General features: G+C 63.8%; 11 protein-coding genes. 4 read left to right on the forward strand and 7 right to left on the reverse strand.

Translation table 11 applies throughout. From position 1 onward, the window contains the following. Positions 1-60 precede the first annotated feature (60 nt). Genes atuC through DK871_RS06670 form a run of 3 tightly spaced genes read right to left on the reverse strand, consistent with a single transcriptional unit; the run spans position 61 to position 4,342 of the window. Positions 61-1,674, reverse strand: a complete 1,614-nt coding sequence (atuC, locus tag DK871_RS06660) for a geranyl-CoA carboxylase subunit beta (protein ID WP_161904437.1) — start codon at positions 1,672-1,674, stop codon at positions 61-63. A 4-nt stretch (positions 1,675-1,678) separates the two neighbouring features. Beyond that, on the reverse strand, positions 1,679-2,551 hold the full coding sequence (locus DK871_RS06665; RefSeq protein WP_161904438.1) for an SDR family oxidoreductase: 873 nt from the start codon (positions 2,549-2,551) through the stop codon (positions 1,679-1,681). 12 nt (positions 2,552-2,563) lie between these two features. Next, positions 2,564-4,342, reverse strand: coding sequence for an acyclic terpene utilization AtuA family protein (locus DK871_RS06670; protein WP_161904439.1), 1,779 nt, complete (start codon positions 4,340-4,342; stop codon positions 2,564-2,566). Between the two features lie 153 nt (positions 4,343-4,495). Here DK871_RS06670 and DK871_RS06675 point away from each other — a divergent pair, with 153 nt between their 5' ends. Both DK871_RS06675 and DK871_RS06680 read left to right on the forward strand, forming a co-directional pair. Continuing rightward, the gene (locus DK871_RS06675) at positions 4,496-5,119 is read left to right on the forward strand and encodes a TetR/AcrR family transcriptional regulator (protein ID WP_161904440.1); all 624 of its coding nucleotides are present in this window, start codon (positions 4,496-4,498) and stop codon (positions 5,117-5,119) included. 92 nt (positions 5,120-5,211) lie between these two features. Next, positions 5,212-6,000 carry an ABC transporter substrate-binding protein gene (locus tag DK871_RS06680; protein WP_161904441.1) on the forward strand — a complete coding sequence of 263 codons (789 nt, stop codon included), beginning with the start codon at positions 5,212-5,214 and terminating at the stop codon, positions 5,998-6,000. Positions 6,001-6,520: 520 nt separating this feature from the next. On the opposite strand, the gene DK871_RS06685 is transcribed toward DK871_RS06680, so the two are convergent. After that, positions 6,521-7,072: an RNA polymerase factor sigma-70 gene (locus DK871_RS06685; RefSeq protein WP_005789991.1), complete on the reverse strand. Its 552-nt coding sequence runs from the start codon at positions 7,070-7,072 to the stop codon at positions 6,521-6,523. A 301-nt stretch (positions 7,073-7,373) separates the two neighbouring features. On the opposite strand from DK871_RS06685, the gene DK871_RS06690 reads away from it, so the two are divergent. Both DK871_RS06690 and DK871_RS06695 read left to right on the forward strand, forming a co-directional pair. Continuing rightward, complete coding sequence (locus DK871_RS06690) at positions 7,374-8,126, forward strand: thioesterase II family protein (protein WP_161904442.1); 753 nt, start codon at positions 7,374-7,376, stop codon at positions 8,124-8,126. Positions 8,127-8,177: 51 nt separating this feature from the next. Further along, on the forward strand, positions 8,178-21,074 hold the full coding sequence (locus DK871_RS06695; protein WP_161904443.1) for a non-ribosomal peptide synthetase: 12,897 nt from the start codon (positions 8,178-8,180) through the stop codon (positions 21,072-21,074). A 115-nt stretch (positions 21,075-21,189) separates the two neighbouring features. On the opposite strand, the gene dsbG is transcribed toward DK871_RS06695, so the two are convergent. The 3 genes from dsbG to dsbD are packed head-to-tail and all read right to left on the reverse strand — an operon-like array spanning position 21,190 to position 24,499. Then, positions 21,190-21,951, reverse strand: coding sequence for a thiol:disulfide interchange protein DsbG (gene dsbG, locus DK871_RS06700; protein WP_161904444.1), 762 nt, complete (start codon positions 21,949-21,951; stop codon positions 21,190-21,192). Further along, positions 21,927-22,772: a TlpA family protein disulfide reductase gene (locus DK871_RS06705; RefSeq protein WP_161904445.1), complete on the reverse strand. Its 846-nt coding sequence runs from the start codon at positions 22,770-22,772 to the stop codon at positions 21,927-21,929. Before DK871_RS06705 ends, dsbG begins: the two co-directional genes overlap by 25 nt. Beyond that, positions 22,772-24,499 carry a protein-disulfide reductase DsbD gene (gene dsbD / locus DK871_RS06710; RefSeq protein WP_161904446.1) on the reverse strand — a complete coding sequence of 576 codons (1,728 nt, stop codon included), beginning with the start codon at positions 24,497-24,499 and terminating at the stop codon, positions 22,772-22,774. Before dsbD ends, DK871_RS06705 begins: the two co-directional genes overlap by 1 nt. Positions 24,500-24,617: the final 118 nt, after the last annotated feature.

Below are 24,617 nucleotides of genomic sequence, written 5' to 3' on the forward strand. Positions count from 1 at the left end.
TTCTCCCGGTTGGGACGCGGAGCGTCCTGGTTGGCGTTACCACGCGGAGCGTGGGAACGATCAGCGCGCTACGCCGAAGGTGTTCGGTTGCAGTTGCCGCAGTTCGGCTTCGTGACAGATATCCAGCAAAAACCCGAGCAAGGTGCGGGTGTCCCGTGGATCAATCAGCCCGTCGTCCCACAGGTTGGCGCTGGCGTAGAGGGCGGTGGACTGGCTGTCGAGTTTCTGCGCGGTGACCTGTTCAAGCATGTCGAGCACCTTGGGGTCGGGCACCAGGCCGTCTTTGAGTTGCTTGGCCTCGGTGACAATGCGCAGCACCTTGCCCGCTTGTGCGCCGCCCATCACCGCGGTGCGGCTGTTGGGCCAGGCGAAGATAAAGCGCGGGTCCAGGCCGCGGCCGCACATTGCGTAGTTGCCGGCACCGTAGGAGCCACCGACGACGATGGTGAGTTTAGGCACTCGGGCGTTGGCCACTGCCTGGATCATCTTCGCGCCGTGCTTGATCACCCCTTGCTGTTCCGACTCGGTGCCCACCATGAAACCGGTGGTGTTGTGCAAAAACAGCAACGGCGTACGGCTCTGGTCGCACAGCTGGATAAACTGCGCGGCCTTGCTCGCGCCCTTCGGCGTGATGGGGCCGTTGTTGCCGATCACTCCCACCGCGCGCCCCTGGATATGCAGATGGGCGCAGATGGTGTGGGGGTCGAACTCGCCCTTGAATTCCAACAGGTTGGAACCGTCAGCCAGGCGCGCCAGGATTTCGCGCACGTCGTAGGGTTTTTTCGGGTCTTCGGGGATCAGCCCCAACAGCTCTTCAATCGGGTACAGCGGTTCGCGATAGGCGCGTTGGGGCGCGTGCGGCAAGCGGTCATTCCAGGGCAGCAGGCCCACAATTTCACGCACGATGCGCACGCCGTCGGCATCGTCTTGGGCCAGGTACTCAGCGGTGCCGGCGGTTTGCGCGTGCATCTGCGCGCCCCCCAGTTCTTCATCGGTGGCGATTTCACCGGTGGCGGCCTTGAGCAACGGTGGTCCGGCGAGAAACAGCTTGGCCTTGCCGCGCACCACCACCACGTAGTCCGACAAGCCCGGCTGATACGCACCGCCGGCCGTGGCCGAGCCGTGTACCACGGTGATCTGCGGCAAGCCCATGGCCGACATGCGCGCCTGGTTGGCAAAACTGCGCGCGCCTTCGACGAAAATCTCGGCGGCGTAGTTGAGGTTGGCGCCGCCGCTTTCGGCGAGAGTCACCACCGGCAATTTGTTCTCCATGGCGATCTGTTGCAGGCGCAGGGATTTCTTCAGCCCGGAAGGGGAAATGGTGCCGCCCTTGATCGCGCTGTTGTTGGCCACCACCAGCATGCGCACGCCGCTGACATAGCCGATACCGGCGATCAGCCCGCCACCGGCGGCGCTGCCGTCCTTGTCGTCGTGGAGTTTGTAGCCGGCCAGGCTGGCCAGCTCCAGGAACGGCGCGCCGGGGTCCAGCAGCAGGTTGAGGCGCTCACGGGGCAGCAATTGGCCGCGCTTGTCGAACTTGGGCTTGGCTTCCTGGGCCTTGGCCAGCAGGGTGTGTTCCAGCTGGCGCAACTGGGCGATGGACGCCAGCATGGCTTCGCGGTTTTGCGCGAACGTTGGGCTGTTGGGGTCGATCAGGGTTTCAATGACTGGCATGGCGTTATTGCTCCGCCTTGAGCACATCCGGCAGGTAAGCGCGGTGGAACCCATTGAACGGCTCGCTCGGCGCCTGCGCCTTGTGCAGCGGCCATGCGCGGCTGCCCAGGCTGGCGGCGCCGTCGATGCGCAGGGTGCTGCCGCTGATAAAGGCCGCAGCCGGGCTGAGCAGGAATATGATGGCCGCGCTGACTTCCGACTCGGTGCCGATGCGCTTGAGCGGTACATGCTCACGCAGGGTGGGAATCACCGCCTTGAACGCGCCTTCGTAGGTGTCCATGCCGCTGGAGGCAATCCAGCCAGGCGCTACGGCGTTGACGCGCACCCCGGCATAGCCCCACTCAAACGCGGCGGTCTTGGTGAAGTTGTCCATGCCGGAGCGCGCCGCGCCGGAGTGGCCCATGCCGGGCATGCCGCCCCACATGTCGGCGAGCATGTTGACGATTGCGCCGCCGTGCTTGCTCATCGACTGGTTGAACACTTCCCGCGCCATCAGGAAACCGCCCACCAGGTTGGTGCGCAGCACGGTTTCAAAGCCCTTCTGGTTGATCGCGGCCAGTGGCGACGGGTATTGGCCGCCAGCGTTGTTCACCAGGCCATGGATGGGACCGTGGTCGTGCAGAACTTGCGTGATCAGTGCTTTCACCGCCTCTTCATCGCGGATATCACAGGCCCGCCAATGGGCGACCCCGCCGTCTTCGGTAATTTCCTGGGCTACCTGCTGCAACTTGTCCGGCTTGCGCCCCACCAGGATCACGCGGGCGCCAAGGGCCGCCAGTTCATGGGCGGTGCAGCGGCCAATGCCACTGCCGCCACCGGTGACAATCACGGTGTGCCCCTGGAACAGGTCGGCTTTGAAGATCGAATCGAAGGCCACGGCGACGGTCCTTTAGCTGAGTTGGTCGGCAATGTGTTGCGGGACGGCGATGGGGATTTCCAGCAGTTGCTGGGCGAAGGCCTTGCCCTGGGGGTCGATGCGCAAACTGGCGATGCCGCCACCGCCCAGGGCATTTTCCAGCAGGAAGTTGAGGCTGTGGCTGCCGGGCAAGTACCAGCGTTCGACGCGGCCATGGATCGGGTCGAGCACGTGGTCCATCCAGTCGACGATCACCTCCGGGGTCAGGGCCTCGGCGATCCACGGCAGATAGTCCGGATGGCGGGCGATCACGCCGATATTGCTGTGGTTGCCCTTGTCACCGGAGCGCGCCACGGCGAGTTTGACCAACGGCACGCTGGCGTCGGCACGGCCCTGGGGCTTGGCTGGCTCGATGGGCGCAGCGGGCGTGAGCAGGGGCGCGCAGGCGGGCAACTCAACGGCATGGCGTTGGCCTTGGTACTCGATGGAAACACTGCAGGATGATTTGTCGACCAGGAACGAAAACAGCCGGATCAGCGGATACACCGTCGGCCGCCCGCCAACAATGCCGGTCAGCCCCGGGGCCATGCCGGTGGCCGCCTGGGCGATCTCGCGGGCGAACAGCACCAGCGCCTGCTTGCTCGGGTGCCGCACCGCCAGCTTCACCACCACTTCACGGCAATCCGCACGCCGGGCGTGGGCGCCGTAGGTGGCTTCGCTGCCGAGCAGTTCGATGTTGACGTCGGTGTAGGGCGCCCAGCCGCGCAGGCTGAACAGCTCCGAGGTCTTGTTGATGAGCGCCTGGCTGACCCGCTCGGCCTTGGCCACCGCGTCGATGCCGGCAAGCAGGCAACTGGCGGTACAGCGAAAACCATCGGGGTAGGTGGCGCTGACCTTGTACTGGTCGGTGGGTGGCAGGCCCTTGGCGCCGTGCAGGCGCACTGCATGTTTGCCTTGTTGCTGCAGTTTGACCTGGCTGAAATCGCAGATCACATCTGGCAGCACATAGGCGCGCGGGTCAGCGATTTCATACAGCAGTTGTTCGGCCACGCTGAGTTCGCTGATCAGCCCGCCGCTGCCCTCGACCTTGTTGACGGTGAACTGGCCGTCGGCGCTGACTTCGACGATAGGGAAGCCGATGTGTTCGTAGTCCGGCACGTCACGCCAGTCGGTGAAGTTACCGCCGGTGCATTGGGCGCCGCATTCGATGATATGCCCGGCCAGGGCGGCCTGGGCCAGGTGATCGTAGTCCTGCCACGACCAGTTGAATTCATGCACCAGTGCCGCGCTGACCACTGCGCTGTCGACCACCCGGCCGGTGATGACAATATCAGCGCCGAGCCCCAGGGCCTGGGCAATGCCCGGTGCGCCGAGGTAGGCGTTTGCGGACACGCACAGGGGCGGCAGTGGGGCGCCGTTGAACATATCGGTGACAGGCGGCAGCTGTTTGAGTTGAGGGTGCAGGTCATCGCCGAGCAACACGGCGATTTTCAGCGGGATGTGCGCGCTATCGCAGGCCGCTTGCAGGGCGGCAGCGCAGGCCTGGGGGTTGATACCGCCGGCATTGCTGATTACCCGGATGCCCTGGCGCTGGATATCCGCCAACAGGGGTGTCAGCACCTCGACAAAATCCGTGGCGTAACCGGCTTTGGGGTCTTTCAGGCGGGCACCGGCGAGGATCGACATCGTGACTTCCGCCAGGTAATCGAACACCAGATAATCCAGGGCGCCGCCCTGCACCAATTGGGCGGCGGCGGTGCAGGTGTCGCCCCAAAAGGCGCTGGCGCAGCCGATACGTACCGTCTTGCTCATGAGAAATCCTTCCTCCAAGGGCTGGCGTCGAGACTACCAAGCAAGCGCTTGGTTTGTAAACTCCAGTCACAAGTTTTACCCAAGCGCTTGCTTGGGTGGCAGTCACGGCCTAAATTGCCGGCCAAGACGACAGTAGACGTGAAGGAGAGCAGCATGGATGAGCACAAAGCCCTGGGGGTGATGCGCACCATGGTCGACGCAGGCCAATTGACCGACCCCGAGAGCGCCCGCGGCAAGTTGCTGCAAACCGCGGCTCATCTGTTTCGCAACAAGGGGTTCGAGCGCACCACTGTGCGAGATCTGGCCAGCGCCGTGGGCATCCAGTCCGGCAGCATCTTCCATCACTTCAAGAGCAAGGATGAGATATTGCGTGCGGTGATGGAGGAAACCATCCATTACAACACCGCGATGATGCGCGCTTCACTGGAGGAGGCGAGCACGGTGCGTGAACGCGTGCTGGCGCTGATCCGCTGCGAGTTGCAGTCGATCATGGGCGGCAGTGGCGAGGCCATGGCGGTGCTGGTCTACGAATGGCGCTCGTTGTCGGCCGAAGGCCAGGCGCACGTGCTGGCCCTGCGTGACGTGTACGAGCAGATCTGGTTGCAGGTGCTGGGCGAGGCCAAGGCCGCTGGCTACATCCGGGGCGATGTGTTTATCACCCGGCGCTTCCTCACTGGCGCCTTGTCCTGGACCACCACCTGGTTTCGCGCCCAAGGCAGCCTGACCCTTGAAGAGTTGGCCGAAGAGGCCCTGTTGATGGTGCTGAAGTCGGACTGAGGCGCAAGTTATTAATTTGCTGGCGAAAGTTGTCTCCCCCAGTAAAAACGCCTAGCTTATCGGCATTAAACTCTTCAACGGTGTGTGCCTCGATGTTTTCGCCATGGCGGCTGGCTGCAGGACTTACTTTATGGGCACTGGGCACCGCCGCGTGGACGCAGGTCGGTGCCGCGCAGTTGGTGAGAATCGGCGCGGCGCATTTTCCGCCCTACACCGTACGCCCCGAACAAGGCGCCGACACCGGGTTGCTGCCGCAATTGGTCGAGGCGTTGAACGCTGCGCAAACTGATTACCAGTTTGTGGTGGTGCCTACCTCGATTCCCCGGCGTTTTCGTGACTTCGAGCAAGGCCGGGTTGACATGGCGATCTTCGAAAACCCGTCTTGGGGTTGGCAGAATATTGCGCATACCAGTGTTGATATGGGGCTGGAAGATGCGGAGATTTTTGTTGCTCAGCGTCAGCCTGGGCGCGACCAGGGTTATTTTGCCGACCTCACCGGCAAGCGCCTGGCGGTGTTCAGCGGGTATCACTATGCCTTTGCTGACTTCAATCCTGATCCCAAGAACATGGCCGAGCGTTTCAATGCGACGTTGACCTATTCCCATGACAGTAATTTGCTGATGGTTGCCCGTGGGCGTGCGGATATTGCGTTGGTTACCCGTTCGTACCTGAGTGATTTCATGGTGCGCAACGCGGACATGGCGGGGCAGTTTTTGGTGTCGGAGCGTATTGATCAGGTGTATCACCATTATGCGTTGCTGCGGCCGAAGGCACCGATCACGGGGGAGGCGTTTGCCGAACTGCTCAAGCGTCTGCGCGACAGTGGCCAGATGCTGAAAATTTTTGAGCCGTATCGTATTGATGTGACGCCGCTGCCCTGAGGTCTTTGTAAATAAAATCCATCGGGCTCAGTGGGATCAACTGTGGGAGCTGGCTTGCCTGCGATAGCGGCCTGCTAGCCGGCGCCAATCTACCTGACACCCCACATCAAACTGTGGGAGCGGGCTTGCTCGCGAATGCGGGCTGACAGTCGACGCAGTTATACCGAGTACATATCCATTCCTGCGGTAACGGCCACTTAGGGTTCCGCTCTGACAGCGGCTCACTTTTGAAAAGAGCCCAAAAGTAAGCAAAAGGCTCTTGCCCCACCACTCGGCACCTCGCCTAGGCTCGGTGTGCCCTCACTCCGGCTTGAATCCGTGGGCCGCCGTCATGGGCCATCCTTGGCCCAGGACGGCTAACCCGGCGTCCTGCCGGGTTACCCACGAATTCAAGCCTGCGTTCGGCCAGCGTGATTTGACGGGGCGCTTAAGATCAAGATCAAAAGCAGATCAAGAGCAAGAGCGACTCGCTTCGCATCGTGGTTACCGTGGGCCCTTACCCAGAATGCCCTCGCTGCGCTCAAACCCGCCGCGCAAACGTATCGCTATGGCTACCCGACACCTTGCGGCAATGCACCAGCGCATCGCGAATCATAAAGTTCACCAAGGTCGGCGACACCCCAAGCTCCTTGGCGATGTCTTTTTGCGGCACGCCATGCAGGCGGTACATCTCGAACGCGTAGCGGGTGCGCTGTGGCAACTCCGTCAGGGCGTCGGCGATGTTTTCCAGGGTGTTGAAATTGATGTGCGAGGTTTCCGGTGAAGCGCCGTGAATAACCACATTCAAGCCTTCCTCTTCGGTCCCGGAGTATTTGAGCTCCAGGGCCTGCTTGCGGTAGTGATCGATCGCCAGGTTGCGCACGATCTGGAACAGATAACTCAGTTGGGCCTTGAACGATGAGGTGATGGTCGGCGCCGACTGCAACCGAAAATACGCGTCTTGCACCACGTCTTCGGCGCGGGAGCGGCACCCGGTGATGCGGGCCGCGATCTTCACCAGGATCAGCCGATTGTCGACGAACGCCTGGAGAAGGGGTGAATCGCACCTGCCTGTGGATACTTGTTCCGTCATGGAAATCACCTTGTTGCTAATAGGTTAGGGGAGGGCATCCCTGCTGAGGCCTCCTACACATCGGGCAACAAATTATGCTGAATGATAATGATTGTCAAATGAGAAGACGAACTAATCTTATGCCTTTGGCGAAGGTGTGAACCACGTCTCGCTCGCCCCCGGCGACTAATTATTTGAAGGCTCCGTCCGTTCTCATGGGTGACAGGTTCGTTAGTACAACGGCCAAGGATCAGCACCCGCAGGAGGACCAGATGGGTTTTTATCGTGCATTCAGCGTGTTTCAGTTTGGAGTCCTCGCGCGATGAGTACGCCCCTGCGGCTACGCCTGTTTTGCCTGCCCCATTCAGGCGCCAGCGCCTCGGTCTATGCGCGCTGGCGCCGGGTGCTGCCGGACTGGCTGCAGGTGTGCCCGCTGGAATTGCCGGGGCGCGGCATGCGCATGGACGAGCCGTTGCAGCGCGATATCAAGGCCTTGGCCGCGCAGCTTGCTGAAGAAATCAGCCGTGATCTGGATGGCCCTTATGCCTTGTTCGGCCATAGCCTTGGCGGGCTGTTGGCGTTTGAATTGGCTCACGCTTTAAACGCGCGCAATCTGCCTGCGCCCCTGGCGTTGTTTGCGTCCGGTACGGCGGGCCCGGCGCGTCGTGATGTGAGCGAGTACGCCGTCGAAAAGACCGATGCCCAACTCATCGCCCGCCTGCGGCAATTGCAAGGCACCGCCGAGGAAGCCCTGGCCAACCCTGAGTTGATGCAACTGATGTTGCCGATCCTGCGTGCCGATTTTCTGCTGTGCGGCAGTTTCATCTATGGCGAGCGCCAGCCCCTGGCGCTGCCGATCCATGTGTTCGGAGGCAAGCAGGACAGCGTACGTGCCGACCAGTTGCTCGACTGGCAACTTGAGGCCGCCAGTGGGTTTTCCCTGGACATGTTTGACGGCCACCACTTCTTCCTCGTGCAGCACGAAAGCGCCGTGCTGCGCTGTGTGCGTCGCTATGCCGACGAGCATCTGACCCGCTGGCGCATTGGCGCGGCGCGGCAGCTCGTCGCCGGCTGAACCCCACCGACTTCCCGAATTTCCCGTAAGCCGATTTCAGGCAGGAACCCCATGATGGACGCCTTCGAACTCCCCCGCACCCTGGTCCAGTCCCTTCAACAGCGTGCTGCGCAGACGCCGGACCAGGTGGCGTTGCGCTTCCTCGCCGAGAGCGCCGAGCACAGTGTGGTGCTCAGTTATCGCGACCTCGACCAACGCGCCCGCACCATCGCCGCTGCCTTGCAAGCCACTGCTTGCCTGGGCGAGCGCGCGGTGTTGCTGTTCCCCAGTGGCCCGGACTATGTGGCGGCGTTCTTTGGTTGCCTGTACGCCGGGGTGATCGCGGTGCCGGCGTATCCGCCGGAGTCCACGCGTCGTCATCACCAGGAGCGCCTGCTGTCGATCATCAGCGATGCCGAGCCGCGGCTGCTGTTGACCATTGCCAGCCTCAGTGAGGGCCTGGCGCAGATTGAAAATGCGCCCACGGTGTTGAGCGTCGACACCCTGGAGGCGCAGCAGGCCAACCAGTGGGTCGAGCCCGACCTCAAGGCCGACGACATCGCCTTCCTGCAATACACCTCCGGCTCCACCGCCTTGCCCAAGGGCGTGCAAGTCAGCCACGGCAACCTGGTAGCCAACGAAGTGCTGATCCGCCGTGGTTTTGGCATCGACCTCAACCCCGACGACGTGATCGTCAGCTGGTTGCCGCTGTACCACGACATGGGCCTGATCGGCGGCTTGCTGCAACCGATTTTCAGCGGCGTGCCTTGCGTGTTGATGTCGCCGGCCTACTTCCTTGGCCGACCTTTGCGCTGGCTGGAGGCGATCAGCGAATACGGCGGCACCATCAGCGGTGGCCCGGATTTCGCCTACCGCCTGTGCAGCGAACGGGTCAGTGAGTCGGCCCTGGAGCGCCTGGACTTGAGCCGCTGGCGCGTGGCTTATTCGGGCTCCGAACCGATCCGCCTCGACACCCTGGAACGCTTCGCGGAAAAATTCGCCGCCTGTGGTTTCACCCCCAATAATTTCTTCGCCTCCTACGGCCTGGCCGAAGCCACCCTGTTTGTCGCGGGCGGTATTCGTGGCCGTGGCATTCCCGCGCTGCGCGTGGACGAGCAGGCGCTGGCCGCCAACCGCGCTGAACCGGGGCAGGGCCCTGCGATCATGAGTTGCGGCACCCGCCAGCCGGACCACGCCGTGTTGATCGCCGACCCGCACACCCTCACCGAGCTGCCCGACCAGTGCGTCGGCGAACTCTGGGCCGCGGGCCCGAGCATCGCCCACGGCTACTGGCGCAACCCTGAAGCCAGCGCCAAGACCTTCGTCCAGCACGCTGGCCGCACCTGGTTGCGCACCGGTGACCTGGGCTTTATCCGCGATGGCGAGGTGTACATCACCGGGCGCCTGAAAGACCTGCTGATCGTGCGCGGCCATAACCTCTATCCCCAGGACATCGAACAGACCATCGAGCGCGAAGTGGAAGGGGTGCGCAAGGGCCGGGTTGCCGCGTTTGCGGTCAATGACCAGGGCCTGGAAGGCATCGGCATCGCCGCGGAAATCAGCCGCAGCGTGCAGAAAATCCTGCCGCCCGAAGCGCTGATCAAAGCGATCCGCCAAGCCGTGGCCGAGGCCTGCCAGCAAGCCCCGAGCGTGGTGGTGCTGCTCAACCCCGGTGCCTTGCCGAAGACCTCCAGCGGCAAAGTGCAGCGTGCGGCCTGTGCGCTTCGGCATGCCGATGGCAGCCTCGACAGTTACGCGCAGTTCCCCGGGCAGCAGGGGCCGGCGAGCGAAGTGGCGCTGGAATCGGACCTGCAACAGCAGATCGCGGCGATCTGGTGCGAGCAACTGCAACTGGCTCATGTGGCGGGCGACGATCACTTTTTCTTGCTGGGTGGCAACTCCATCACCGCGACCCAAGTGGTCGCCCGCCTGCGCGAAACCCTCGGGCTGGAGCTGAATCTGCGCCTGCTGTTCGAAGCGCCGACCCTCGCGGCCTTTGCCACGGCCGTGGCGCAACTGCAACAGGACGGCGGCGTGGCCCAAGGTTCGATCCATGCCCTGTCGCGCCAGGAAGACCTGCCCCAATCCCTGGCACAGAACCGCCTGTGGATCACCTGGCAACTGGCCCCCCACAGCAGCGCCTACACCATTCCCGGCGCCTTGCACCTGCGCGGCGAGCTGGATGAGGACGCACTGCGCCACAGCTTCCAGCAGCTGATCCAGCGTCACGAAGCCCTGCGCACATGCTTCTACGAGCGCGACGGCCAGGCGTTCCAGCGTGTCGAGGCTTCGGCGGATTTCGAACTGCCGCTCATCGACCTCAGCGACTTGCCCCACGCCGAGCGCGAAGCCCGTGCGCAACAGGTTCGCGAAGACCAGGCGCGCAGCCCGTTCGACCTGGAAAAAGGCCCATTGCTGCGGGTGACCCTGGTGCGCCTGGACGATGAAGAGCACCATTTGCTGGTGACCTTGCACCACATCATTGCCGACGGTTGGTCGCTGAATATCCTGATCGACGAGTTCTCGCGCCTGTACGCCGCTGCCGCCCAGGGCCAACTCCTGGAGCTGCCGCCGCTGGCCTTGCAATACGCCGACTACGGCAGCTGGCAGCGCCAATGGCTGGCCGAAGGCGAGGGCCAGCGACAGCTCGCGTACTGGAAAGCACAGTTGGGTGACGAGCATCCGGCCCTGAACCTGGCCACCGATCACCCGCGCGCCGCCCAGCATCGGCACAGCGCCGCGCGCCATAGCCAGCGTCTGGATGCGCGCCTCAGCGCGGCGATCCGCCAGACCGCCCAGGCCCACGACTCGACGCCGTTCATGCTGCTGCTGGCAACGTTCCAGACCTTGCTCTATCGCTACAGTGGCCAGCGCGATATCCGTATCGGCGTGCCTAACGCCAACCGCCCACGCCAGGAAACCCAGGGCTTGATCGGCTTCTTTATCAACACCCTGGTACTGCGCGCCGAGCTGGACGGGCGCCTGCCGTTCAACCAGCTGTTGGCCGCCACTCGCGAGACCACATTGGCCGCTCAGGCCCATCAGGACCTGCCCTTTGAGCAATTGCTGGAAGCCTTCCCCCAGGCCCGCGAGCAGGGCCTGTTCCAGGTGATGTTCAATCACCAGCAACGTGACCTCAGTGCCTTGCGCCGCCTGCCGGGCCTGCTGGCCGATGAATTGCCCTGGCACAGCCGCGAAGCCAAGTTCGATCTGCAATTGCACAGCGAAGAAGATCGCAATGGGCGCTTGAGCCTGTCGTTCGACTACGCCGACGAGTTGTTCGAGCCCGCGACCATCCAGCGCCTGGCCGAGCAGTTCATCCATCTACTTCACGCTGTGTGCGCGCAACCACAACACGCCATCGGCGACCTGCCGTTGATGCAAGCTGACGAACAGCAGGCCTGGAGCGAAGCCCCCTGCGCACCGGCCCGGCACTGGCTGCCCGAGCTGCTCAGCCAACAGACGTCGGACGCCGCCGCGCTGGTCTGGCAGGACGGCAGCCTGACCTTCGCCCAACTGCACACCCAGGCCAACCGCCTGGCCCATTACCTGCGTGACAAAGGCGTCGGCCCGGACGTGTGCGTGGCCATCGCCGCCGAGCGTTCGCCGCAACTGCTGATCGGCCTGCTCGCCATCATCAAGGCTGGTGGCGCCTACGTGCCGCTGGACCCGGATTACCCCGCCGAACGCCTGGCCTACATGCTCAAGGACAGCGGCGTGCAACTGCTGCTCACCCAGACCGCCTTGCTCCCCCAACTGCCCAGTGCCGAAGGCGTGTGCGTGATCGCCATGGACAGCCTGCACCTCGACAGCTGGCCGACCCAGGCGCCAGGTTTACACCTGCACGGCGATAACCTCGCCTACGTGATCTACACCTCCGGTTCCACCGGCCAACCCAAAGGCGTGGGCAACACCCACGGCGCCCTGGCCGAGCGGTTGCAGTGGATGCAGGCCACCTATCAACTGAACGACACCGATGTGCTGATGCAAAAGGCGCCGATCAGTTTTGACGTGTCGGTGTGGGAATGCTTCTGGCCATTGATTACCGGTTGCCGCCTGGTGTTGGCCGGGCCGGGCGAACATCGCGACCCGCACCGTATCGCGCAGCTTGTGCAGGAACATGGGGTGACCACGCTGCACTTCGTGCCGCCGCTGTTGCAGCTGTTTATCGACGAGCCGCTGGTGGCCGAATGCACCAGCCTGCGTCGGCTGTTCTCCGGTGGCGAAGCCTTGCCCGCCGAGTTGCGTAACCGCGTATTGGCGCGCTTGCCCGCGGCGCAATTGCACAACCGCTATGGCCCGACCGAGACCGCGATCAATGTCACCCATTGGCACTGCAGCGCCTCGGATGGCGAGCGCTCGCCGATTGGCCGGCCGTTGGGCAATGTGATCTGCCGCGTGCTGGACGAGCAGCTCAACCCGTTGCCGGCCGGTGTGCCGGGCGAACTGTGCATCGGCGGTATCGGCCTGGCGCGGGGTTACCTGGGCCGTGCCGGGCTGACAGCCGAACGTTTTGTCGCCGACCCATTGGGGGCGGCGGGCACTCGGTTGTACCGCACCGGTGACCGTGCGCGCTGGAACGCCGATGGCGTGCTTGAATACCTCGGACGCCTCGATCAGCAGGTCAAGCTGCGCGGTTTCCGTGTGGAACCGGAAGAAATCGAAGCGCGCCTGCTGGCCCTCGCAGGCATCGCCCAGGCGGTGGTGCTGGTGCGTGATGCCCAGTTGATCGGCTACTACACCGCCGACACCGAACTGGATGAACAAACGGTCAAAATCGCCTTGGCCGCCGAGCTGCCGGAGTACATGGTGCCCGCGCTGCTGATGCGCCTGGACGCCATGCCCCTGAGCCCCAGCGGCAAGCTCGACCGGCGTGCCTTGCCAGAGCCGGTATGGCAAACCCGCGAACACGTCGAACCGCACACACCTTTGCAACTGCAAATCGCCGCGATCTGGCGCGAGGTGCTTGGCCTGCCACGCATCGGCCTGCGCGATGACTTTTTCGCACTGGGCGGGCACTCGTTGCTGGCCACGCAAATCATCTCTCGCACCCGCCAGGCCTGTGACGTCGAACTGCCGCTGCGCACCCTGTTCGAAGCCAGCGAGCTGGGCGATTTTGCCGAGCAGGTCGGGCTGATCCAGGCGGCGGGCCAGCGCAACCAACAGACGGCCATCGCCAAAGTCGACCGCAGCCAGCCGGTCCCCTTGTCCTATTCCCAGCAGCGCATGTGGTTCCTCTGGCAGATGGAACCGGACAGCCCGGCCTATAACGTCGGTGGCATGGCGCGCCTGCGCGGTGTGCTGGATGTGGGGCGTTTCGAGGCCGCTTTGCAGGCCTTGATCATGCGTCATGAAACCCTGCGCACCACCTTCCCAAGCGTTGACGGTGTGGCCTGTCAGAAGGTCTCGTCGCAAACCAATATGCGCATGGGCTGGCAGGATTTCTCCGCGCTGGATGAGCCGCAACGCCAGCAGCGTTTACAGCAACTGGCCGATGTCGAGGCGCACACGCCGTTCAACCTGGAAACCGGGCCGCTGTTGCGCGCTTGCCTGGTCAAGGCCGGCGAGCAGGAACATTACCTGGTGCTGACCCTGCACCATATCGTCACCGAAGGCTGGGCCATGGACATCTTTGCCCGTGAACTCAGCGCCTTGTATGAAGCCTTTATCGACGAGCGCGACTCGCCGCTGCCAGCGTTGCCGGTGCAGTACCTCGACTACAGCGTGTGGCAACGCCAGTGGATGGAAGCCGGTGAACGCCAGCGCCAGCTGGACTACTGGACCGCGCAATTGGGCAACGAACACCCGTTGCTGGAACTGCCCGGTGACCGTCCCCGGCCACCCGTGCAAAGCCACCGGGGCGAGCTGTACCGTTTTGACTTGAGCGATGAACTGGCCGCCCGCGTGCGTGCCTTCAACGCGCAACACGGCCTCACGCTGTTCATGACCATGACCGCGACCCTGGCGGTGTTGCTCTACCGCTACAGCGGCCAGACCGACCTGCGCATCGGCGCGCCCGTGGCCAACCGTATCCGCCCGGAAAGCGAAGGCTTGATTGGCGCGTTCCTCAATACCCAGGTGCTGCGTTGCCAGCTCACTGGGCAGATGCAGGTCAGCGAGTTGTTCGAGCAGGTGCGTCACACCGTGATCGAGGGCCAGTCCCACCAGGACCTGCCGTTCGACCACCTGGTGGAAGCTCTGCAACCACCGCGCAGCGCGGCGTACAACCCGTTGTTCCAGGTGATGTGCAACGTGCAGCGCTGGGAATTCCAGCAAAGCCGCCAACTGGCCGGCATGACCGTGGAGTACCTGGCCAACGATGCGCGGGCGACCAAGTTCGACCTCAACCTGGAAGTCACCGACCTCGACCATCGCCTGGGTTGCTGCCTGACCTACAGCACCGACCTGTTCGATGAGCCGCGCATTGCGCGCATGGCCGCGCATTGGCGCAACCTGCTCGAAGCGTTGATCGCCGATCCCCGCCAGCGCCTCAGCGAATTGCCGTTGCTGAGCGCCGATGAGCAACGCGCCTTGCAGGACAGCCTGGGCGTTGAGAAGGGCGCGCATCGCCTCGACCAGTGCATCCATCAGCTGTTCAGTCAGCAGGCCAGCCAGCGGCCGGATGCCCCGGCGCTGACCTTTGCCGGTGTGACCCTCAGTTATGCGCAACTGGATGAGCGCGCCAACCGCCTGGCCTGGATGCTGCGCGAGCGTGGCGTGGGCCCGCAGGTGCGCGTGGGCCTGGCGCTGCCGCGTTCGCTGGAAATGGTCATCGGTTTGCTGGCGATCCTCAAGGCCGGCGGCGCCTACGTGCCGCTGGACCCGGAATACCCGCTGGACCGCTTGCATTACATGATCGAAGACAGTGGCATCGGCCTGCTGCTCAGTGATGCGGCCCTGTTCGAAGCCCTGGGCGAATTGCCGGCGACGGTGGCGTGCTGGTGCCTGGAGGATGACTCGCCGGTGCTGGCCAATTACCCCGCCGAAGCGCTGCCGTTTGTGAGTCTGGCGCAACACCAGGCGTACCTCATCTACACCTCGGGTTCCACGGGCAAGCCCAAAGGCGTGGTGGTGTCCCACGGTGAGATCGCCATGCATTGCCAAGCGGTGATCGAGCGCTTTGACATGCGCCCGGATGACTGCGAGCTGCACTTTTATTCGATCAACTTCGACGCCGCCACCGAGCGTTTGCTGGTGCCGCTGCTGTGCGGGGCGCGGGTGGTATTGCGCGCCCAGGGCCAGTGGGATGCCGAAGAAATCTGTGGGCTGATCCGTACCCATCGCATCAATGTGCTCGGTTTTACCCCCAGCTACGGCAGCCAGTTGGCGCAGTGGCTGGCGACCCAACAACAGACGCTGCCGGTGCGCATGTGCATCACCGGTGGCGAAGCCTTGACCGGCGAACACCTGCAACGCATCCGTGCGGCGTTCACGCCCCAGCTGTTCTTCAACGCCTACGGCCCCACCGAAACCGTGGTGATGCCCTTGGCCAGCCTGGCGCCTGAGCAGTTGGAGCAGGGCGCTGGCAGTGTGCCGATTGGCAGCATCGTCGGCGCGCGCGTGGCCTACATTCTCGACGCCGACCTGGCGCTGGTGCCACAGGGCGCCAGCGGTGAGCTGTATATCGGTGGCGCCGGCCTGGCCCAGGGTTATCACCAGCGGCCGGGAATGACCGCCGAGCGTTTTGTCGCAGACCCGTTTGTCGCCAAAGGCGGGCGCCTGTACCGCACCGGCGACCTGGTACGCCAACGCGCCGATGGCCTGGTGGAGTACCTGGGGCGCATCGACCATCAGGTGAAGATCCGCGGTTTCCGCATCGAACTGGGCGAAATCGAAACGCGCTTGCTCGAACATGAAGCTGTACGTGAAGCGGTGGTGCTGGCCCTGGATGCACCGAGCGGCAAACAGTTGGTGGCATACCTGGTCAGCGATGCCGAACACGCCGCCTTGCGCGACGCGTTGAAGGCACACCTCAAGGCGCAATTGCCGGACTACATGGTGCCCGCGCATCTGATCGTGCTTCCGAGCATGCCGCTGACCGCCAACGGCAAGCTCGACCGCCGCGCCTTGCCGGAGCCGGACCCAGAGGCCAATCGCCAAGCCTACGTGGCGCCCCGCAGTGAGCTGGAACACAGCCTGGCCGCCATCTGGTGCGCGGTGCTGAACGTGGAGCAAGTCGGCCTCGACGATAACTTCTTTGAACTGGGCGGCGACTCGATCCTGTCGATCCAGGTGGTCAGCCGTGCGCGCCAGGCCGGGATTCATTTCAGCCCTCGTGACCTGTTCCAGCACCAGACCGTACAGAGCCTGGCTGCCGTGGCGACCCGCTCGGAGCTCATCATCGCCGAGCAAGGATTGCTGACCGGCCCCTCGGGCCTCACGCCGATTCAGCACGGGTTCTTCGACACCGATATCCCGGCGCGCCAGCATTGGAACCAGGCATTGGTGCTCAAGCCGCTGCAACTGCTCGATGCCCATCGCCTGGAGCAAGCGCTGCTGGCCGTGCTGGAACACCACGACGCGCTGCGCTTGAGCTTTACCCCGCGTGGTGCGCAATGGCATGCCGAACACCTGGGCGTACCGGAAGGCGGCGTGCTGCTGCAGGCGCAGGTGCGCGACATGCAGGCGTGCGAGGCGTTGTTCACCGACACCCAGCGCAGCCTCGACCTGGCACAGGGGCCGCTGTTGCGCGCCTTGCTGGTGGACGGGCCGCAAGGCCAGCAACGCTTGCTGATCGCCATCCATCACCTGGTGGTGGACGGCGTGTCGTGGCGCGTTCTGTTGGAAGACCTGCAAAACGTTTATCGCCAACTGAGTGAAGGCCAGTCCGTCAGCCTGCCGGCCAAAACCAGCGCGCTGCGCGATTGGGCAGCGCGCTTGCAAGCCTATGCCCAGAGTGAATCCCTGTGCGAAGAGCTGAGCCTGTGGCAAGCGCAATTGGCTGGCCCCACCGTGGCCTTGCCGGTGCAGCGCCCACAAGGAACATTGCGAAACTGCGATGCCGAGACGGTCAGCGTGCGCCTGGATGCCAAGCGCACCCGGCAGTTGCTGCAACAGGCGCCGAGTGCCTATCGCACCCAGGTCAATGATCTGCTGCTGACCGCCCTGGCCCGCGTGCTATGCCGCTGGAGCGGGCAGGCCTCGGCATTGATCCAGCTGGAAGGCCATGGCCGCGAAACCTTGTTCGATGACATCGACCTGACCCGCAGCGTGGGCTGGTTCACCAGTGCCTATCCGTTGCGTCTGACGCCCCAGGCCGAGCAGGGCGACTCGATCAAGGCGATCAAGGAGCAACTGCGTGGCGTGCCCCATAAAGGCTTGGGCTATGGCGTGCTGCGTTACCTGGCCGATGACCTGTGCAAGCAGAGCATGGCCGCATTGCCGAGCGCGCAGATCACCTTCAACTACCTGGGCCAGTTCGACCAGAGCTTTGGCACTGAGGCGCTGTTCCATCCACTGGAGGAATCCGCCGGCCTGGCCCATGACCCGGATGCGCCGTTGCCCAATGAACTGAGCATCGACAGCCAGGTCTACGGCGGCGAGCTGGTGCTGCGCTGGACCTTCAGTCGTGAGCGTCATGATCAACAAGTGATCCGCGATCTGGCCGAGGCTTACCTGGCCGAATTGCACAGCCTGATCGCCCATTGCCTACAGGACGATGCCGGCGGCCTCACGCCGTCCGACTTCCCCCTGGCACGCCTGACCCAGGTGCAACTGGACGCCTTGCCGGTCCCAGCCAGCGCCATCGAAGACGTCTACCCGCTGACCCCGATGCAGGAGGGCTTGCTGCTGCATACCCTGCTGGAGCCCGGCACCGGCCTGTATTACATGCAGGACCGCTACCGCATCAACAGCGCCCTGGACCCGGAGCGTTTTGCCCAGGCCTGGCAAGCGGTGATCGCCCGCCACGAAGCCTTGCGCGCCTCGTTCTGCTGGAACGTCGGCGAAGACATGCTGCAAGTGATCCACAAACCCGGCAGCACGCCGATTGAATACCTGGACTGGAGCGCCGACCCGCAGGATGAGCAGGAGCCGCGTCTGCAAGCCTTGCTCAAGGCCGAGCGCGAAGCCGGTTTCGATCTGCTCAACCAGGCGCCTTTCCACTTGCGCCTGATTCGCGTGGGCGAGGCGCGCTACTGGTTCATGATGAGCAACCACCACATCCTGATCGATGCCTGGTGCCGTTCGCTGCTGATGAATGATTTCTTCGATATCTACACAGCCCTGGGCGAAGGCCGCGATGCGCAATTGGCGACGCCGCCGCGCTACCGCGACTACATTGCCTGGCTGCAACGCCAGGACCTCAACGAGGCGCGCCAGTGGTGGCAGCAAAACTTGCAAGGCTTCGAGCGCGCCACGCCGATCCCGAGCGACCGCCCGTTCTTGCGCGAACACGCCGGTGGCAGCGGCGGCATGGTGGTGGGCGACTGCTACACCCGCCTGGATGCCCGCGACGGTGCGCAACTGCGCGAACTGGCCCAGGCGCATCAGCTTACCGTCAACACCTTCGCCCAGGCGGCGTGGGCTCTGGTGCTGCGGCGTTTGAGTGGCGATCGCGACGTGCTGTTCGGCGTCACCGTGGCCGGGCGCCCGGTGGACATGCCCGAGATGCAACGCACCGTCGGCCTGTTTATCAACAGCATCGCGTTGCGGGTAAAACTGCCCGAGGACGGCCAGACGTGCAGCGTGCGCCAGTGGTTGAGCGCCTTGCTCGACAGCAATATGCAACTGCGCGAGTACGAATACCTGCCGCTGGTGACGATCCAGGAACACAGCGAATTGCCCAAGGGCCAGCCGCTGTTCGACAGCCTGTTCGTGTTCGAGAACGCGCCAGTGGAAGTCTCGGTGCTGGACCGTGCGCAAAGCCTCAATGCTACCTCGGATTCTGGCCGCACCCACACCAACTTCCCGCTGACGGCGGTGTGTTATCCGGGGGATGACCTCGGTTTGCACCTGTCCTACGACCAGCGTTATTTCGACGAAAGCACCGTGAAAGGCATGCTCGCTGAGTTCAAACGCCTGTTGCTGGCGCTGGTGCAGGGCTTCCATGGCGACATGGCTGAGCTGCCTTTGATTGGCGAGCAGGAGCGTGAATTCCTCGTGGAAGGCTGTAACCAGAGCGCACATGCCTACCCGCTGGAACGCAGCTACATCGAGTTGTTCGAGGCGCAGGTCGCGCAGCATCCGCAGCGTATCGTCGCCAGTTGTCTTGACCGGCAATGGAGCTACGAGGATCTGAATCGCCTCAGCAATGGCCTCGGCCACGCGCTGATTGCGGCCGGTGTGGGCCTGGACCAACCGGTGGCGTTGCTGGCTGAACGTGGGTTGGACTTGCTCGGCATGATCATCGGCAGCTTTAAGGCCGGTGCCGGTTACCTGCCGCTGGACCCAGGGCTGCCCGGCCCGCGCCTGAGCCGCATCATCGACCTGAGCCGCACACCGTTGCTGGTGTGCACCGAAGCGTGCCGGGAACAGGCCATCGAACTGCTTGAAGGCTTCGACTGCCAGTTGCTGGTGTGGGAGGAAATCCCCGCCCGTGGCGAAAACCCCGGTGTCTACAGCGGCCCGGACAACCTTGCCTACGTGATCTACACCTCGGGTTCCACCGGCTTGCCCAAGGGCGTGATGGTCGAACAGCGTGGCATGCTCAATAACCAGTTGAGCAAGGTGCCGTACCTGAGCTTGAGCGATGCTGATGTGATCGCCCAGACCGCGTCGCAAAGCTTCGATATTTCTGTGTGGCAGTTCCTCGCCGCGCCGCTGTTTGGCGCACGAGTGGATATCGTGCCCAATACCATCGCCCATGATCCGCAAGGGTTGCTGGCCCACGTTCAAGCACAGGGCATCACCGTGCTGGAGAGTGTGCCATCGCTGATCCATGGCATGCTGGCCCAGGACCGCATCAGCCTCGACGGCCTGCGCTGGATGTTGCCGACCGGGGAGGCCATGCCGCCGGAGTTGGCCCATCAGTGGCTGTTGCGTTACCCGCAGATCGCCCTGGTGAATGCCTACGGCCCGGCGGAATGTTCCGATGATGTGGCGTTCTTCCGCGTCGATCTGGCCTCCACCCGTGGTACTTACCTGCCGATTGGTACGCCGACCGACAATAACCGTTTGTACCTGCTCGATGGCGCCTTGGAGTTGGTGCCCCAAGGCGCGGTCGGTGAGTTGTGCGTCGCCGGCACCGGTGTTGGTCGCGGCTACGTCAGCGATCCGCTGCGCACTGCCCAGGTGTTTGTACCCAACCCCTTTGGCGCGCCTGGCGAGCGCCTCTACCGTACCGGCGACCTGGCACGGCGTCGCAGCGATGGGGTGCTGGAGTATGTCGGGCGTATCGACCACCAGGTGAAGATTCGCGGCTATCGCATCGAGTTGGGTGAAATCGAAGCGCGCCTGCACGAACAACCGCACGTGCGTGACGCGGCGGTGGGTGTGCAAGAGGGGGCCAACGGCAAGCACCTGGTCGGCTACCTGGTGGCCGCCGATGCCACACTCGACCCGAGTGAACAGCTGGAGCGCATCAAGCAACGCCTGCGTGCCGAGCTGCCCGAATACATGGTGCCGCTACATTGGCTATGGCTTGACCGCCTGCCCCTGAATGCCAACGGCAAACTCGACCGCAAGGCCCTGCCGACCCTGGAGATCGGCCAGTTGCACAGCCAGGACTACGTGGCGCCGCGCAGTGAACTGGAAACCACGTTGGCGGGTATTTGGGCCGAGGTGCTGAAGGTGGAGCGGGTCGGGGTGCAGGACAATTTCTTCGAACTGGGCGGGCACTCGCTGCTGGCTACGCAGATCGCTTCGCGGGTGCAGAAGACACTGCAGCGCGATGTGCCGTTGCGGGCGATGTTCGAGTGCAGCACGGTGGCGGAGTTGGCCGGGTATATCGAGGGGTTGGCGGGCAATGAGATCAGTGCCGAGAAGGTGGATCGGTTGAGTGATTTGATGGCGGAGTTGGAGGGGCTTTAATCTTCGTTGTCTGTAAGGGCCTCATCGCAGGCAAGCCAGCTTCCACATTTGAATGTATTCACAACTCAAAATGTGGGAGCTGGCTTGCCTGCGATGGCGCCCGGGAGGGCGCTGCTTATTTTGGCCCCAAAATCTTCACAAGCTTCTCCGGCGACGGCGCCCCTTGCTGCTGCTGCAACCCCCCCTTGTCGTCCAGATAGAAAATCGCCGGCGTCGCCGACAATTCCAGTTCATCCATCAACTTCATATTGGCATCAAGCTTGGCCTCGACCGCGGCCGGGATCTTTTCCAGGGCCTTGAGCTTGCTGCCCTTGCCAGCGGCTTCGTGGTCTTGCAGGGCTTTTTGCGGGTCTTTGGCGGCAAGCAGGGCGGCGGATTTGCCTGGGCTGTCTTCGCGGATGATGCCGACCATGATATGGCGCAACTGCACTTTGCCGGCCTTCACCCACGGGCGGGCCTGTTCCCAGAACATGTTGCAGTACGGGCAGTTGGGGTCGCTGAACAGGTAGACGGTGCGCGGGGCGTTTTTGTCGCCGTCCTGGATCCAGCTGCTGTTTTCCATCTTGGCCCAGACTTCCTTGGCCATCGGCGCGTACACCAGTTTTTCCAGGGGCGCGGTGCTCAGGTCGTTGCCTTGGGCGTCGTACAGGTTGCCCGCGATCACGTGCTTGCCGTCGGCGGTCAGGTACAGGGCCATGCCCCGGTTCTGGTACTGGGCGGCGTAGCCGGTGAGGCCGCTGGGGGCATCGAATTTGCCGATGATCTTGGCGCCCTTGGCTTCGATCTGCTTGATCGGCGCCGGCAGGTCTTCGGCCTGGGCCAGCGCAGCGGCTAGCGTCAAAGGCAGCAGGGTCAGCAGGTGGCGGAGGCGAGGCATGTCGGTTTCCTTATCGTGGTGTTGTCGAAGGGTTCCATGGCGCGGGCCAGGCTGGCTTCGGAGAGTTCGCCCAGGTGGCTGTTGATCAGGCGCCCATCGGCTTGGTAGAACAGCGTAGTCGGCAGGGCCATGGAACCCACGGCCTGGCCGAGGCGGCCGCTGGCGTCGAACAGCACGTTGTCGAGGTTCAGACCCTGGGTGGCCAGGTAGGTGCTGACGCTTTGCATGCTTTCGGCCTGGTTGACGAACAGGAAGGTCACGTCGGGGCGCATGCGCTGGGCGTTTTCCAGCACCGGCATTTCGCGCCGGCACGGCGGGCACCAGGTGGCCCACAGGTTGATCACCAACGGGCCGCCTTGATAATCCGCCAGTTGCACCACCTCGCCATTGGCATTGCGCAAAGTGATGTCCGGCAGGCGCGTGCCTTTTTCATACAGGCTCAGGGACAGGCTGGTCATGCCCCAGAACAACAGGCCGGTGATCACCCCGGCGCTGAGGGGCTTGCGCAGGGCCGGGCGACGCCAGCCGTACGCCAGCGCCCCGAGGATCAGCGCGATGATCCCGGGCCAGGCGAGAAAGCCGCCGTCACGCAGGTCGACCATCTCCACCCAGTCGTTGCTGTAATAACTCCAGTACATCAGCACAAAACTGACGCGGGCGGCGAGCAGGCCCAGCAGGAACAGGCTGAACAGCACCGACTCCGGGTTCTCGCCGCCGCGCTTGGCCACGCGCCAGCCCACCAGGGTGGCGAGAATCAGCGCGCTGATCAGCAGCAGGTGATTCAGGGCAATGGCGAAGGTGCCGATGGTGAGGGTCAGCATCAGAGAGCGTCCCGCGTCTGGGTCCAGCGTTGCAGGAACGCGGCGGCATCTACTTCGCCGGTGATGCGTTGGGCGCGGCGTTCTTCACCGTCCGGGCCGATCCACACGAAGCTCGGTGGCCCTGGCACTTTGTAGCGGCCCAGCAGCTCGCGGCTGGCGGCGTTGTCGGCGGTGACGTCCAGGCGCAACAGGCGCACGTCTTTGAGCGCGTCCATCACCTCGGGTTTGCCGAACACCTGTTTCTCCATGATCTTGCACGACACGCACCAGTCGGCGTAATAGTCCAACAGCACCCACTGGCCCTGGGCCTTGGCGCTGTCGAGTTGGCTTTGCAATACCGCCGGGTCGCTTACGGTGGTGAAGGCATCGTGAGCGCTGGGTGCAGCGGCGAGCCGCGAGCCGCTGTAGACCTTCAACGGCTGCCACAGCTCATCGCTGCCACCGGCCGCACCCACCACCAGCACCGCGCCCCACAGGCCCAGCACCAGGGAACCGGCGCCAAATACCTTGGCCGCCAGGCCGGACTCACGGGCCAGCGCCCAGCCACAGTACGCCATCACCAGCGCCAAGGCGCCCCACAGGCCGATCCACAGGCTGTCGCCGACCACCGGGCGAATCATCAGCACCGCGGTGCCCAGGAACAGGAAGCCGAAGATGCCCTTGAGCACGTTCATCCAGGTGCCGGGCTTGGGCAGGAAGCGATTGCCCACGGTCACCAGCAGCAACAGCGGAATACCGATACCGATGCCCATGGCAAACAGGATCAGCCCGCCGTGCAGCGCGTTGCCGCTCTGGGCGATGTACAGCAGGGCGCCGGCCAGGGGCGCGGTCATGCACGGGCCCACCAGCAGGCCGGACAACGCGCCGAGCACACCGGCACCCACCAGGCTGCCACCGCTTTGCTGGCGGCTGACGTTATCGAGGCGGTCGCGCAGAAAGGCGGGCAGTTGCAGTTCAAAGAAGCCGAACATCGGCAGGGCGAGCAGCACGAACAACGCCGCAAAGCTGCCGAGGATCCACGGCGTTTGCAAAAGCGCGGCGAGGTTGGCGCCGAGCAACGCGGCCATCACCCCCAGGGCGGCATACACCAGCGCCATGCACACCACGTAGCTGCCGGCCAGGGCAAAGCCGCGACGCGGGCTGGCGCCGCTACCGACCACCAGGCCTGCGAGGATCGGCAGCATCGGCAACGAGCAGGGCGCAAACGCCAACAGCAGGCCCAGGCCGAAGAACACCAGCAGGCTCCACCCCAGGCTGCGCTGCTGCAGGCCGCTGGCCAGGCTTTGATCCTGGGCTTGCGCGGTCGCGGCGACGGCCGGGTTGCCGCCCAGGTCCACGGTGATCGACTGCGGCGGATAGCACAGGCCCGCATCGGCGCAGCCCTGCCAGCCGAGCTTGACCTGGCCGGTGGTGCCGGCGGGAATCTTCACTTCCAGGCCCTGGCGATACACTTGCTGCTCGCCAAAGAATTCGTCGCTATGGGCTTCACCCTCGGGCAGCACGGGTTTTTCGGCCAGGCCGTCGAACTTCATGCGCTGCTGGTACAGGTAGTAACCGTCGGCAATCTGCCAGAACAGCTGGGTTTCGCCGCTTTCAAGACGTTCGGAGGTAAAGGCGAAGGCTTTGCCCACCGGGAGGAAGTCGGGTTTGGTTTCGAAGGGGCTACCCGGCGCTGCCTGGGCGAATCCCGCGAACAACACCAGCAGAAAGGTAAACAGATGCCGCATGGTCAAGCCTTAGTTCGATGCAAGTGAGGCACACAATGTGTGGCGTTGATTAACCGATGATTAACCGCCGCTATTCTAGAGTGTAGGGATTATCCGGTGTTGCGAACTTTAGCGGCAT

The organism is Pseudomonas sp. L13 (genome assembly GCF_009935965.1).
Lineage (GTDB): Bacteria > Pseudomonadota > Gammaproteobacteria > Pseudomonadales > Pseudomonadaceae > Aquipseudomonas > Aquipseudomonas lactis.